Raw genomic sequence first — 13647 nt, forward strand, 5'->3', positions numbered from 1 at the left:
TTAAAATTTATATGCAACTTTTAATGACAATTTTCCCTGAAGCAAGAAGTGCAACATAGTTGGCGAACTAATTAGTGCAACAGTTTGCTTAATTCCTGTAAATTGTTACTTATAAGTTATGGAGATAAATTGCTTTCATCAGTAATTTTTCTGGCAAGGAATGCGAATGACAATAAGACGCCTAAAAAGCCTCATAGCGATAAAAGAAACAGGCTCTTTTTCACAAGCCGCAGAAAGGGCACACATTTCTCAATCCGCTATGAGCCAGCAAATGCGCCAACTAGAATATGATTTGGGTCTCAAACTATTCGACCGCAGCGGTCGAACGCCAGTATTATCTAAGGCCGCTATAGAATTGCTGCCCGCCATTCGAGATGCGGTAAACGCGTATGATAAATTCATAAATTTGGCTACAATTGAAAATAATATTAAAGGAGAACTAAGCCTTGGTTCGGTTCCATCTGAACTGACCGCGTTGGTTCCCAAGGCCCTTACTGAATTAAGAAGTAAACTTCCAGGTTTAAAATTAAGGGTCGTCCCTGCTCTTTCCGCTGAATTGTGGGATTTCGTTCATAAAGAAAAAATTGATGCGGCTGTTATGAGCAGACCATCAGAACTTCCAAAAGGGTTATCGTGGTTCACTATAGGCTTTGAGCCACTAGCTTTAGCAATAAGCGAGAGGGATGAAAGAACTAATGTCCGGGAGATACTTTCTGAAACCCAGTATCTAAAATTGCCATCAGGCGCGTGGATAAATAGACCTATCAAGGAAATTTTTACTAAATTGGAAGTTAACCCAACTACAAGTACAGAGCTAGATAGCTTGGCATCCGTAGCATCTATGGTAAGTCATGGATTAGGTGTTGCAATTCTACCAATTCCAATTGCTGCAAATGAGATCTCAGCTAACCTTAAATTTATTTCTATAGAAATGCCAAAATACAAACGCGAAATTGGTATCCTATATAAAAAAAGCTCTAGAAAGTATTCCTTAATCGAAACATTCGCTACAAGTTTTAACACCGTGATAGCAAATTAAAAGCAAAAGCCTTTTTACTTAAGAAAACCTTAAGTCACAGATAAAAATTATTAATTGGCAATTTGTTAAAAAATAATGATGTTAAACCAAGATAAATTTAGAGGGCTGTGGAATGTCAATTACCCAAAATATGCTTAATGCGATGGTAAAAAATAAAATAGAGTTTGTCACAACTGTTCCATGTAAACAATTATCTGGTATTATTGAATTATTGGAAAACGATGAAAGAATACTCCATATTCCTTCAAATAAAGAAGATGAGGGAATGGGGCTTTGTGCAGGTGCGTATATGGGTGGGAAACGCCCATGTATTATAATGCAGAACACAGCGATTGGGGTTACCATCAACACCCTAGTAACTTTAATCCAATATTACCGTATGCCTCTTCCAATATTAATAAGTTATCGGGGCGAAGTTGGAGAAAAAGTTCAATGCCAAGTTGAAATGGCAGTTCACACTAAGGCTCTTTTGGAACAGCTCAAGATCCCTACATATCATTTTCATGAGCCCAAAGATGCAGACGAATTTGATGGTATTTTAAATCATACGTTTATGGCAAAAAAACCGGTTGCCATTCTAACCGACGCCAACTTCTGGAGTTCAATATCATGATACGTGCAGATATTTTAAAAGCAATAATCCCAGTTATTTCTGACGAATTTGTTGTAAGCAATATAGGACTTCCATCTCAAGAACTTCATATGCTAGATGACCAACCAACAAATTTTTATATGCTTGGTACAATGGGATTAGCCTCTTCAATCGGATTGGGACTTGCATTAAGCCAAAAAGAAACAGTGATTGCTATAGATGGAGACGGCTCTGTTCTTACCAACTTTGGGACCCTCCCGACGATTGCTAACAACGTAGCGGATAATTTCATTTTATTGATTATTGATAATGGTAGTTACGGATCAACTGGAGATCAGCCAACTTATGCAGGTGGCAAAACCTCTCTTGCTAAAGTTGCAGAAGCATGCGGCTGTGAGAATGTTATTGAATGCAAAGCATCAGAAACAAAGGACATTTTAGAAACGGCGATTAAAAGCAAAAAAATGACAATAATTGTATCAAAGTGCGAAAGTGGTAATATTCCTGTACCTGTTATTGACATTGATCCAGCAGTAATAAGATACCGCTTTATGAAAGAAGTGGAAGCCAGGAACTAAATTTGCTAAATCCTTTTTCTAAAGTTGATATTAGTTTCGATGATTTTCGGCAGTCTGCTAAAAAGCGTCTCCCAAAATTGTTGTTCGAATACATTGATGGTGCAGCATCTGATAGTAGTGGGGAGATTGATAATAGAGAGCTAATTAGAAAACTAAGACTCAAGACAAAAGCTTTAATCAATGTTGAAGACCGGAGTTTGAACCACAAAGTTTTCAGAATTCCCTCAAAGTTACCCGTTGGCATAGCTCCAATGGGCATGGTGCAAATGGCTGGCGTAGGAGCAGATGAAGCACTAGCAAAATACGCCGCAAAATACGAAATTCCAGTTGGCGTTTCTACTGCTGCTTCAATGTCTCTGGAAAAGTACGCAGAATACTCAAGAGGATATGCGTGGTTTCAACTCTACTACATGGCAGACCATGTAGAGCTTGAAAAACTCCTGAATAGGATACTTAAGGCTGGGTATAAAACTTTAGTATTTACCATAGATGTCCCGGAAGTTGGTTTTAGACCGAACGAAATAAAAAATGGTCTAACGATGCCCTTCAAGCTTGGACCAAGGCAAATTTTTGACTTTGCTATACATCCATCCTGGTCACTAAAGACATTATTGCATGGGGCTCCAAAATTTGGAAACTTTTCAGATACAAATAGCTTTAACCGTAACGCTTCACGCGCAGGTGCAGATTGGGAGTTCTTAAAGTATCTCCGAGATCATTGGCCAAATAATTTAGTTATAAAAGGCGTATTAAATACTGAAGATGCAAAAAACATGAAAGGCATCGGTGTGGACGGAATATACGTTTCAAGCCATGGAGGCCGACAATTAGCCTCAGCACCGCACCCAATTGAAATGCTCCCAAAAATCAGAAAAGCGCTAGGAAATGATGTGCAGATTTTTTATGACTCAGGATTAAGAAGCGGAGAAGATTTGGTTAAAGCCTATGCTTTAGGGGCAAATTTTGCATTCATGGGAAGGCCATGGTCTATGGCATACGCGGCAAACAACCGACATGGCATAGATAATTATATTAAGTATCTTTGCAAAGAAACATCAGTCGCAATGGCCATGATTGGACGAAGAAATATTGAAGAAATCTGTTTTGATGATATTTTCTGGAATTAGGACGTGAGAAATCGCGGGTCCTTGGTATCATCAAACTCCAGTTTCAATAATTGCTTTTGCCAACGCTGGCACTGTTTCATTATTCAGCCCAGCAACATTAAAACGACTATCCGAAACCATATAGATCCCAAATTCTTTGCGCATTTTTTCGACCTGTGAAGGCGTAGCCCCAAGCCGCGAAAACATTCCCCTATGTGATGCTATAAAGCTAAAGCGATTAGACCCAGAGATTTTTTGCAGCTCATCAGAAAGCTGTACCCTTAAATTTAGCAGGGAATTACGAATATCTTCTAACTCAGACATCCAATCAGAACGTAAATCTTTATCATTTAAAACTATTGAAACAAGTCTGGAGCCATGATCAGGAGGAAAAGAGTAATTCTGACGATTCAAATATGCTAGCATACTTTGGTTAATATTCCGCTTTGAACTATCCTGCGAAATTAGCATTAGTAACCCTGCCCGTTCTCTATAAATCCCAAAATTCTTTGAACAACTTGATGCTATTACGGTTTCTGGTACGGACTCGGCAATCAAACGAGTGGCATATGCGTCTTCTTCCAGTCCATCGCCAAACCCTTGATACGCCAGATCAATCATAGGTGTTGCACCGTTCTTATTTAATAAATCAATAATGATCTTCCATTGTTGCTTATCCAAATTAGCTCCCGTTGGATTATGACAACAGCCGTGCAACAAGATGACATCGCCTGCCTTCGCGCGCGATAAATCTGATACCATCGAGTCAAAATCAACTCCGCGGGTTTCATTATCAAAATATCTATAGTTTTCAGATGGGATATTAAGATATTGCAGTATTGAAATATGATTGGGCCATGTTGGATCTGAAACAAAAACTCGAACGCCTGGATTAGCGATTTTAAATAGCTCAAACCCTTGTCTAACAGCACCTGTTCCACCAGGAGTTGCTGCTGAAGCTATTAAATTTCTTGGAATACTATTACCCAAAACTAATGAAATTATGGCGTCTGAAAACGCGGGGTCTCCTACCAAGCCAACATATGATTTACTACTTTCAATCTCCCACCATTTTTTTTCAGCAAGTTTAATTGACCTCATTATGGGAGTAATACCGGTTGGATCCTTATAAACACCAACACCGAGATCAAGCTTTTGATCTCTTGGATCTTCCTTAAACGCAGTGATCAATGCGAGTATCTTATCAGGAGGCTGCTGCTGAAGGTTCTTGAAAATCATTTTTTATCTCCAGTCGCTATTGGGAGAATGGGTGACATTCCCCACTCAGTCCAACTTCCATCGTACAAAGAGTGATCAGTTTTGCCAATAAGCTCCAACCCAAGATTCAACACGGCTGCAGTAACACCAGACCCACATGTAGTAATCGCTGGCTTGGACATATCAACTCCAGCAGAATGGAAAATCTGTTTCAATTCAGATATATTTTTAAAAGTTTGATCATCATTGAGCAGGGATTTAAAAAATACATTTTTTGAATTTGGAATATGCCCTTTTCGCAATCCCTCTCTAGGCTCATCCTCTTCACCTCTAAATCGCTCTGGTGACCTTGCATCAATGATCTCATAATCCCCCAACTTTGATGCCGCAGCCACTTCGGTTACGTCCTTTACAAATGAAGCCCTCTGATCAACCATCATATGTCGATCACGTATTGATGGAGGTTCGTCATCAACTCGCAGCCCTTCAGCAATCCATTTGGGCAGACCACCATCAAGTACAGCTACATCCCTATGACCCATCATCTTGAAAAGCCACCAAACTCTCGCGGCAGAAAACATACCTAAACCGTCATAAATGACAATTTGATGACCATCTCCAACGCCTAATTTGCGAACTTTAGACATAAATTTTTCTACTGGTGGAACCATGTGAGGAAGGTCAGATCTATTATCAGAGATATCATCAATATCAAAAAAACGGGCATTAGGGATATGCCTTTTTGCATACTCGGCACCTGGATTTCGATCCAAACCAGGGAGATACCATGATGCGTCAAGTATCCTCACCTCAGCGTTGTCTAATCTTTTGGCCAACCACTTGGTTGAAACAAGAGTCCTTGCGTCCTCTTTCATCATCATATTGTTTCCATAAATTCCAGAAGCTTGCTAACTAAGCTATTTTACCATTTAAGAAAATATTATTTTAAATCGAGTAATTGGACAAGACTTCACATTAGTCTCCCTGTTTCAACAGACGTTGCTTTTGTCTGCCCCAATCACGTTTCGCTTGATCTGATCTTTTATCAAAATTCTTTTTACCTTTTGCCACACCTATTTTTAATTTGGCAATTCCCCTATGGTTAAAATAGAGGACTAAGGGAACCAGCGTCATTCCCTTTCTCTGTGTCTCTGTCCACAGCTTGCTAAGTTCACGTTTCGTCACTAAAAGTTTTCTTCTCCGCCTTTCCTCATGGCCCCAGGTTTTCGCTTGCTCATACGGTGCGATATATGAATTGACTAACCATAATTCACCATTTTCAACTTCTGCGTAGCACTCACCAATATTCGCAGATTTTTGTCGAAGTGATTTTACTTCAGAACCGGCCAAGGAGAGGCCACATTCAATTTCATCTTCGATTGAGTAATCAAAGCGAGCTCGTCGGTTTTCAGCTATAATTTTGTAATTTGGATTAGTTTTATTTTTGTTCATAGCAACCGATGGTTAGACATAACTTACTAAAATTGTCCAGCAGTTTTACTGAAACTATAGACAAAGCAAAAAGAGAGATTAACAATGGTTTTAATTTGAATTTACAGGCGGGCTTAAAAGATGAAAGATGATAATTTTCTTAAGGCTAATAATGCCAAACACCTATGGCATCCTATGGGTCATCCAAAAGACTCATTAGAGGCTCCCCCTAGAATAATTACCAAAGCACAAGGCGTGAAAATAACAGATATTGACGGGCACCAGACCGTAGATGCCGTCGGTGGACTATGGTGTGTAAATTTAGGGTATTCTAATCGAAGCATTAAGGAAGCAATAACAAAACAACTTTCTGACCTTCCGTACTACTCATCTTTTGCGGGGACTACCAATCCTATGGCAATTGAAGCATCCTACATGGTGCGAAATTTATTTTCTGAAGACGGCATGAGCCGCGTATTTTTTACTTCGGGGGGCTCAGACTCTGTCGACACATGCCTTCGGCTAGCCCGCCAATATCACCGATTAAAAGGCGAACCAACCCGTACAAAATTTATTTCGTTAAAAAAAGGTTATCATGGAACTCACTTTGGCGGTGCGTCAGTAAATGGTAATAATCGGTTCAGGATAAACTATGAGCCTCTCCTGCCAGGCTGTTTCCATCTTCCAAGCCCTTATACGTATAGAAATCCATATAATGAAGCTGACTCCTTAAAATTAGCTCAAAATATCGCTGCCGCATTCGAAGATGAAATAGCATTTCAAGGAGCAAATAGTATTGCCGCTTTTATAATGGAACCTATTCAAGGTGCCGGGGGCGTAATCGTTCCTGATCCAATATTTATGACCCTCATGAGACAAATATGCGATAGACATGGCATCTTACTTATATCGGATGAAGTCATAACTGGTTTCGGTCGCACCGGAGACTGGTCAGGCGCGCGCCACTGGGGAGTCCAGCCCGATATGATGAGTATTGCCAAAGGTATTACCTCTGGATACTACCCTGTTGGAGCTGCATTGATGTCCGATAAAATCGCGGAAGTTTTTGAAAATGACGATACGGGTGATGCAGCAATCTTTCATGGTTATACATATTCTGCCCATCCCGTCGGAGCAGCAGCTGTGATAGCATGTTTATCAGAAACTGAACGCCTAGATACCAAGGTAAACGCCCAAGTGCGCGGAACACAATTATATAATGGCGTAATGGAGTTGGCTAAAAAACATACTATAGTGGGAGATGTAAGAGGTGGACATGGCCTGATGCTTGGGGTTGAACTCGTTTCAGATCAAAGTAAAAAAACACCATTGGACACGAGTGATATGAAAAAAATACATCAAAAAACTTATGAATTTGGTGCCATGGTCCGGCTGGGCTTGAACAATATTTTGATGTCACCTCCATTAACAATTTCTGAGAACGAAGTGAATCAGATACTAGGTGCTTTAGACGAGGGGTTAACAGCAATTTGACCAATAATTAGCATTTGGCGCCTAGCTATGAAATATTTTCAAAATCTCCAGGCATTAAATTTTTAAGATCATAATCTCCTATTTTTATGCGAATTAACCGCAATGTCGGGTATCCAATGGCCGCAGTCATTCTTCTAACTTGCCGGTTCCTTCCCTCAGAAATAATGATTTCCAACCAAGAATCTGGAACTGTTTTTCGCACTCGTATCGGTGGCACTCTATCCCAGAGTAATGGTGGCTCTATTAACTTCGCCTCAGATGGACGCGTAATTCCATCCCTTAATTTTAATCCCACTCTAAAAAGATCCAAATCTGATTGCTTCGGCTCACCTTCAACTTGCACGTAGTAGGTTTTTCTAACTCTATTTTTTGGGTTTGAAAGGCTATACTGTAATTTCCCGTCATCAGTTAGCAACATCAATCCTTCGCTATCTTTATCAAGTCTTCCAACTGGGTAAATATTTGGAATTGAGATAAAGTCAGACAAATTACCTCGATCAGCCGATTTTTCCGTCTTATCACTAAATTGCGACAATACATTAAATGGTTTATTAAACTTAATAAGCATAACTACTTTATCAGTGGTTTTATGAAACCAGTTTTTAGCCCATCCCAGTTCAAAATCGAAGGTTGTAAATATTTCTCTACAATTGGATTAGCAGGATTTAACACATCTAGCCCAACTAAAATTGATGCTATTACACACTCGCTGGCTCTGGTCGCACCATCTAAGACTTTTAGTGCCACACCCATTTTTTTCTTTGGAATTATCGCAACAAAAAAACCTTCTGCTCCAGTCTTCAGAGCAACTTGACCCTGCGCTGCTCTCATTAATTCTGTACAAGCGCGACCCTCACCAGCCACTAACTCCGGATACCTCATCATGGCGTCTATTATTCTTACCGCACTTTTAGAAGATATATCCGATCTGCTATTAGCATCAGCGAACCAAGCCATTGCCTTTGCAATACCTTTCAAAGTAAATGCGTGATTTGGCGCCGAACATCCATCTATTCCAAAACCTGGACTTATTTCATTTGTAGTCATTTCGTAGGCCTCTAAACAAGCTTTTTGAACTGGATGATCAATGCTTACGTAATTAGCACCAGCTCTCAGGTGCTTGGTCAATGTTAAAAAGCCAGAATGCTTTCCAGAACAGTTATTATGAATTCGACAAGGCTTAAGATTAGCCTTGAATAAATCTATCTTAGCATCACGGTCACGCGGCGTCTGGGGACCACAACAAAGATCAGAATCTGACAAACCAATTTCAAGCAACCATTTTTCCACAAGAACGGTATGAATATTAGCAGCATTATGAGATGCACAAGCCAGAGCAATATGCTGAGAAGACAAGCCAAATTTATCTGCTGCGCCAGAAGATACCAACGGTAGTGCTTGAATCATTTTAGATGATGATCTCGAAAAAAAAATCTGTTCTGGATCGCCCCATGACTTTACGATACTTCCACTGCTATCAACCACGACAGCATGCCCGACATGCAAACTTTCTTTTAAGGAGCCTCTCCAAACTTCACAGAGCTCCACTGCAGAATTAAACATTAAAAATTTGTCCTAGCTAATTGTTATTATCAGGGCTTTTATTTAAATCACCTTCAGTTTAAAATAAAATTGGAAGATAAAGAATAAAATAATCTGTTTTTGAATGGCTATTTCAGTATAGTGAGCCAAGAAATCAATGACGCGAGGAAATATGGTTAAACAAGTATCCAAAAATTTGTTAATTCTGTTTATTTTACTGTTAAGCGGAGGCGCTCTTTTTGCTCAAGACTCAAGTACTAATGTAGCATCAACGCAAGCCGATTGGGTGGTATTTGTGGAAGATAGTCCAAAGGAATGCTGGGCTGCATCCCAACCAATTGAAACTGTCAATACACGTGATGGGAGAATGGTCTCGGTGAAACGGAGCGATATTTTGTTATTTGTATCTTATATTCCCGGTTCAGGAATAAAGGGACAAATTTCATTTACTGGTGGATACCCTTTCGACGATGGTAGCAATGTAGATGTAAATATAGATGGTACAAGATACCAAATGTTTACAAATGGCGAATGGGCATGGGCTCCTACAGATGAGGCCGATAAAAAAATGGTTCAAGCCATGAAACGTGGGGCCAAAGCTACACTAACAGGCAGATCCTCTAGAGGTACAAAAACTGAAGACACTTTCTCACTTAAAGGTTTTACCGCAGCCGTTGAAGATGCCTCAAAACGATGTAAGTAAAGGTATGGCCATCACGGCTTAATTTAAAGTTTAGTAAGAAACGACAACTACTTTTGGATCTGGATAGCGCCTACCTAATGGAACCATCTTTACCAATAACTCAGGATCTCTTGACCGTACCACGTACTTTACCCTCTGGGCCGATAAACTTAATAGGGATGAGTCGATCGCTGATGACTGAAAGGCTATTGGGAATAGGGACCCCTGAGAAACAGGTGAGAATGAGAGTAACCCAAATTTGGCAATGGATTTATCAAAAAGGTATTCGAAATTTTAACGAGATGACAAACCTGTCAAAAAGTTATCGTGACCTTCTAATTGATAATTTCGTAATTGAAGTTCCCCAAGTAGTTTCAAAGCAATGCTCCAAAGACGGAACAAGAAAATATCTTCTGAGGTTGACTGGAGGACATGAGGTTGAGGCAGTATATATTCCAGAGGAAGGTCGTGGAACACTCTGCATTAGTTCTCAAGTCGGATGTACTCTTACCTGTTCATTCTGCCATACTGGCACACAAAAGCTGGTACGGAACCTGACCGCTGGGGAAATCGTGGGGCAAATATTAATCGCACGGGATGACTTAGACGAATGGACCAATGTGAACGGCACTAATAATGAAATCAGATTGCTCTCTAACGTTGTACTCATGGGGATGGGTGAGCCTCTATACAATTTTGAAAATGTGAGAGACGCGCTCAAAATTGTCATGGACCCTGAGGGAATATGTTTATCGAGGAAAAGGATCACTTTATCTACTTCTGGAGTCGTACCAGAAATATCAAGGACAGCGGATGAAATTGGATGTCTTCTAGCGGTTTCTTTTCATGGCACAACCGACGAAATCAGAGATAAACTAGTACCCATTAACAAAAAATGGAATATTGAAACCCTTATCAAGGCGCTACGGGATTATCCAAGATTATCTAATTCAGAACGTATCACGTTTGAGTATGTGATGATCAAGGACGTCAACGATAGCGAAATGGATGCTTTCCGCTTAATCAAACTAATTGCCGGCATTCCCGCAAAAATAAACTTAATTCCATTTAATGAGTGGCCTGGTTCTCCATATAAAAGAAGCGATTGGTCTCAAATAAAGAAATTTGCCGACATAATCCACCGAGCCGGTTATGCAAGTCCGGTACGCACTCCAAGAGGAGAAGATATTATGGCAGCTTGTGGGCAACTAAAGTCTGAGACAGAGCGACAGCGTAAATCAAGAAAAGAAATCACTCTTGAAACTGGCATTTGAGCTTAGACCTGATCTATTTTATCCCAATGAAGGTTGCTACTTATTTCTTAACTTCTGATGGGCCAATAACTTAAGGCGTAATGCATTAAGCTGAATGAAACCTGCTGCATCATTTTGATCGTAAGCCCCAGCATCATCTTCAAAAGTTACATGTTTTTCAGAATACAAACTGTATTCTGACCATCTTCCAACAGTACTTACCGAACCCTTATATAGCTTAAGCCTTACTGTCCCAGAAACATATTTTTGTGACTTATCAATCAAAGATTGCAGCATTTCCCTTTCTGGGCTGTACCAAAAGCCATTGTAAATGAGTTCCGCATATTTTGGCATTAACTCATCCTTCAAATGCGCTGCACCACGATCTAGAGTAATTTGCTCTATACCCCTATGTGCCTCCAGTAATATTGTCCCACCAGGAGTTTCGTAAATACCTCTGGACTTCATACCAACAAATCTACCTTCAACCAGGTCAAGTCGCCCAATGCCGTGAGCTCCTCCTAATTCGTTAAGTTTAGTTAAAATTTCGGCTGGAGACATTTTATAATTATTTATGGCGACTGCATCACCGTTTCTAAACTCAACTTCGATAAATTCTGGAAGCTCTGGAGCAACTTCCGGGTTTACAGTCCTCTGATAAACATACTCAGGGGCAGCAGTTGACGGATCCTCCAAAATTTTACCCTCAGATGAAGTATGAAGAAGATTAGCATCAACAGAAAATGGGGCCTCACCACGCTTATCTTTTGCAATGGGTATTTGATTATCTTCAGCAAATTTTATTAATCTCGATCTACTCGTTAAATTCCACTCGCGCCAAGGGGCTATAACTTTTATGTCTGGGTTTAACGCATAAGCTGACAGCTCGAAGCGAACCTGATCATTACCTTTGCCAGTTGCGCCATGCGCGATTGCATCAGCACCCGTTTCTTGGGCTATTTCAACAAGCCGTTTGGAAATTAATGGACGCGCAATTGAAGTTCCCAATAAATAAAGACCCTCATAAAGTGCATTACATCTAAACATTGGGAAAACAAAATCACTTACGAATTCTTCTCTAAGGTCCTCAATAAAAATATTAGAAGGTTTTATACCTAACAACTCTGCTTTTTTACGCGCTGGCTCAAGCTCTTCACCTTGCCCTAGATCCGCTGTAAACGTAACTACTTCGCATGCGTATTCAGTTTGAAGCCATTTAAGAATAATCGATGTATCCAGACCACCCGAGTAGGCCAAAACTACTTTCTTCGGCTTATACATTAGAATCCCCTTTCGCTCGATTGCCCTAACCTTTTTTAAAGGTATGGGCAAGATCACCATTGACCAAAGGCATATCAGGAATAACCGATAATCTAAAAAGTATCCCTAAAAATACTTGCAATGCTGAAAATGCTCAGCCATTGCTTATTTATGACACATTTTATCGAGTTAGCTGACCAAGCCGAAAAGGCGATACGAGACGTTTTTCCTCCAACCCCTCTGCAAAGAAATGAACACCTATCAGCAATTTATGATGCCGACATTTGGTTAAAGCGAGAAGATTTGAGTCCCGTTAGGTCATATAAGTTACGCGGAGCATTCAATGCTATGCGTAAATTTTCCGATAAAAAGGCTTTTGTATGTGCTAGCGCTGGAAACCACGCTCAAGGCGTTGCCTTTATGTGCCGACAGTTGAAGGTAAATGGTATTATTTTTATGCCAGTAACAACACCACAGCAAAAAATACAGAAAACGCAAATTTTTGGTGGAGAATTTATTGAAGTTAGATTAACTGGCGACTACTTTGATGACTGCTTGCACACAGCTCAAACTTTTTGTGAGAAAGAAAGTCTACACTTTCTTTCTCCATTTGATGATGAAAATATTATAATTGGCCAAGCCTCTGTTGGCGTAGAAATTAAGAAACAACTCAACAACAACCCAGACCATATTATCCTGCCAGTCGGGGGCGGCGGCCTTTCGGCTGGAGTAACCAGCTATTTTGGAAGCCAATGCACATACACTCTAGTTGAGCCCTTAGGCGGTGCTTGCCTGCGTGAGGCGCTTATTAATGGAAAACCCACTAAACTTGATACTGTAAATACATTCGCCGATGGTGCTGCTGTTGGTAAGATTGGTGAGAAAACATTTAGCCGTCTTCGTAATATCGGATTAGCAAATGTTATAACAATACCAGAGGATAGAATATGTATCTCTATGTTAGACATGTTAAACGTAGAAGGCATTGTACTTGAACCTGCCGGTGCTCTGGCTGTCGACGCACTGCAAGATTTAGGACAGGCAATTAGAGGGCGTCGCGTAGTATGCGTAACTTCAGGAGGTAATTTTGATTTTGAGCGATTACCAGAGGTTAAAGAGAGAGCCCAAAGATTTGCAGGCTTGAAAAAATATCTTATTTTGCGAATGCCACAGAGACCTGGAGCACTAAAGGAGTTTTTAAATTTCTTAGGTCCCGAGGATGACATTACGCGCTTTGAATATCTCAAGAAATCAGCAAGAAATTTCGGTTCCATTCTCATTGGTATTGAGACAAAATCGCCAGATAGTTTTAATGACTTTTTTCAGAGACTTAAAGATGCAGGCTTTACTTATTCAGATATTACAAATGACGAAACACTATCCCAATTTGTATAACCAAAATTTATTATATTTAGGCTTAATTTGAGTTCGATCATTTTTAAGCTGCTTACT

At 40.1% G+C, this 13647-nt stretch carries 14 protein-coding genes; 8 read left to right on the forward strand and 6 right to left on the reverse strand.

The features are described from left to right. Positions 1-166: 166 nt before the first annotated feature. The 4 genes from ACTF5Q_RS05830 to ACTF5Q_RS05845 all read left to right on the forward strand — a co-directional run bounded on the left by ACTF5Q_RS05830 (position 167) and on the right by ACTF5Q_RS05845 (position 3336). Positions 167-1039, forward strand: a complete 873-nt coding sequence (locus ACTF5Q_RS05830; protein WP_438953712.1) for a LysR family transcriptional regulator — start codon at positions 167-169, stop codon at positions 1037-1039. A 112-nt stretch (positions 1040-1151) separates the two neighbouring features. Next, positions 1152-1652: a sulfopyruvate decarboxylase subunit alpha gene (gene comD, locus ACTF5Q_RS05835; protein WP_154033060.1), complete on the forward strand. Its 501-nt coding sequence runs from the start codon at positions 1152-1154 to the stop codon at positions 1650-1652. Next, positions 1649-2209 (forward strand): sulfopyruvate decarboxylase subunit beta, encoded by a 561-nt coding sequence (comE, locus tag ACTF5Q_RS05840; protein ID WP_438953713.1) that lies wholly within the window; start codon positions 1649-1651, stop codon positions 2207-2209. The genes comD and comE overlap by 4 nt, the downstream gene beginning before the upstream one ends. A gap of 2 nt (positions 2210-2211) precedes the next feature. Then, positions 2212-3336, forward strand: a complete 1125-nt coding sequence (locus tag ACTF5Q_RS05845) for an alpha-hydroxy acid oxidase (protein ID WP_438953714.1) — start codon at positions 2212-2214, stop codon at positions 3334-3336. Between the two features lie 30 nt (positions 3337-3366). On the opposite strand, the gene ACTF5Q_RS05850 is transcribed toward ACTF5Q_RS05845, so the two are convergent. From ACTF5Q_RS05850 to smpB, 3 genes are all read right to left on the reverse strand, one after another. Then, positions 3367-4551 (reverse strand): aromatic amino acid transaminase, encoded by a 1185-nt coding sequence (locus ACTF5Q_RS05850; RefSeq protein WP_438953834.1) that lies wholly within the window; start codon positions 4549-4551, stop codon positions 3367-3369. Then, positions 4551-5408 (reverse strand): 3-mercaptopyruvate sulfurtransferase, encoded by an 858-nt coding sequence (gene sseA, locus ACTF5Q_RS05855; protein ID WP_438953835.1) that lies wholly within the window; start codon positions 5406-5408, stop codon positions 4551-4553. Before sseA ends, ACTF5Q_RS05850 begins: the two co-directional genes overlap by 1 nt. A gap of 100 nt (positions 5409-5508) precedes the next feature. Beyond that, the gene (gene smpB / locus ACTF5Q_RS05860; RefSeq protein WP_438953715.1) at positions 5509-5985 is read right to left on the reverse strand and encodes an SsrA-binding protein SmpB; all 477 of its coding nucleotides are present in this window, start codon (positions 5983-5985) and stop codon (positions 5509-5511) included. A gap of 120 nt (positions 5986-6105) precedes the next feature. Here smpB and ACTF5Q_RS05865 point away from each other — a divergent pair, with 120 nt between their 5' ends. After that, positions 6106-7458 (forward strand): aminotransferase class III-fold pyridoxal phosphate-dependent enzyme, encoded by a 1353-nt coding sequence (locus ACTF5Q_RS05865; protein WP_438953716.1) that lies wholly within the window; start codon positions 6106-6108, stop codon positions 7456-7458. Positions 7459-7483: 25 nt separating this feature from the next. Here ACTF5Q_RS05865 and ACTF5Q_RS05870 read toward each other — a convergent pair whose 3' ends face one another. Both ACTF5Q_RS05870 and ACTF5Q_RS05875 read right to left on the reverse strand, forming a co-directional pair. Beyond that, on the reverse strand, positions 7484-8026 hold the full coding sequence (locus ACTF5Q_RS05870) for a pseudouridine synthase (protein ID WP_438953717.1): 543 nt from the start codon (positions 8024-8026) through the stop codon (positions 7484-7486). A gap of 2 nt (positions 8027-8028) precedes the next feature. Further along, a complete protein-coding gene (locus ACTF5Q_RS05875) occupies positions 8029-9021 on the reverse strand; it encodes an asparaginase (RefSeq protein ID WP_438953718.1) in 993 nt (330 codons plus the stop codon). A 151-nt stretch (positions 9022-9172) separates the two neighbouring features. On the opposite strand from ACTF5Q_RS05875, the gene ACTF5Q_RS05880 reads away from it, so the two are divergent. Next, the gene (locus tag ACTF5Q_RS05880) at positions 9173-9703 is read left to right on the forward strand and encodes an invasion associated locus B family protein (protein WP_153691405.1); all 531 of its coding nucleotides are present in this window, start codon (positions 9173-9175) and stop codon (positions 9701-9703) included. 77 nt (positions 9704-9780) lie between these two features. Further along, a complete protein-coding gene (gene rlmN, locus ACTF5Q_RS05885) occupies positions 9781-10956 on the forward strand; it encodes a 23S rRNA (adenine(2503)-C(2))-methyltransferase RlmN (protein WP_438953719.1) in 1176 nt (391 codons plus the stop codon). A 36-nt stretch (positions 10957-10992) separates the two neighbouring features. Here rlmN and ACTF5Q_RS05890 read toward each other — a convergent pair whose 3' ends face one another. Beyond that, positions 10993-12216: an argininosuccinate synthase gene (locus ACTF5Q_RS05890; RefSeq protein ID WP_438953720.1), complete on the reverse strand. Its 1224-nt coding sequence runs from the start codon at positions 12214-12216 to the stop codon at positions 10993-10995. Positions 12217-12366: 150 nt separating this feature from the next. Here ACTF5Q_RS05890 and ilvA point away from each other — a divergent pair, with 150 nt between their 5' ends. Further along, entirely contained in the window at positions 12367-13590 is a 1224-nt protein-coding gene (ilvA, locus tag ACTF5Q_RS05895) for a threonine ammonia-lyase IlvA (RefSeq protein WP_155537117.1), read from the forward strand. Positions 13591-13647: the final 57 nt, after the last annotated feature.

The sequence above is a fragment of the Candidatus Salinivivens marinus genome (assembly GCF_965655845.1).
Classification (GTDB): domain Bacteria; phylum Pseudomonadota; class Alphaproteobacteria; order Rhodobacterales; family Rhodobacteraceae; genus Salinivivens; species Salinivivens marinus.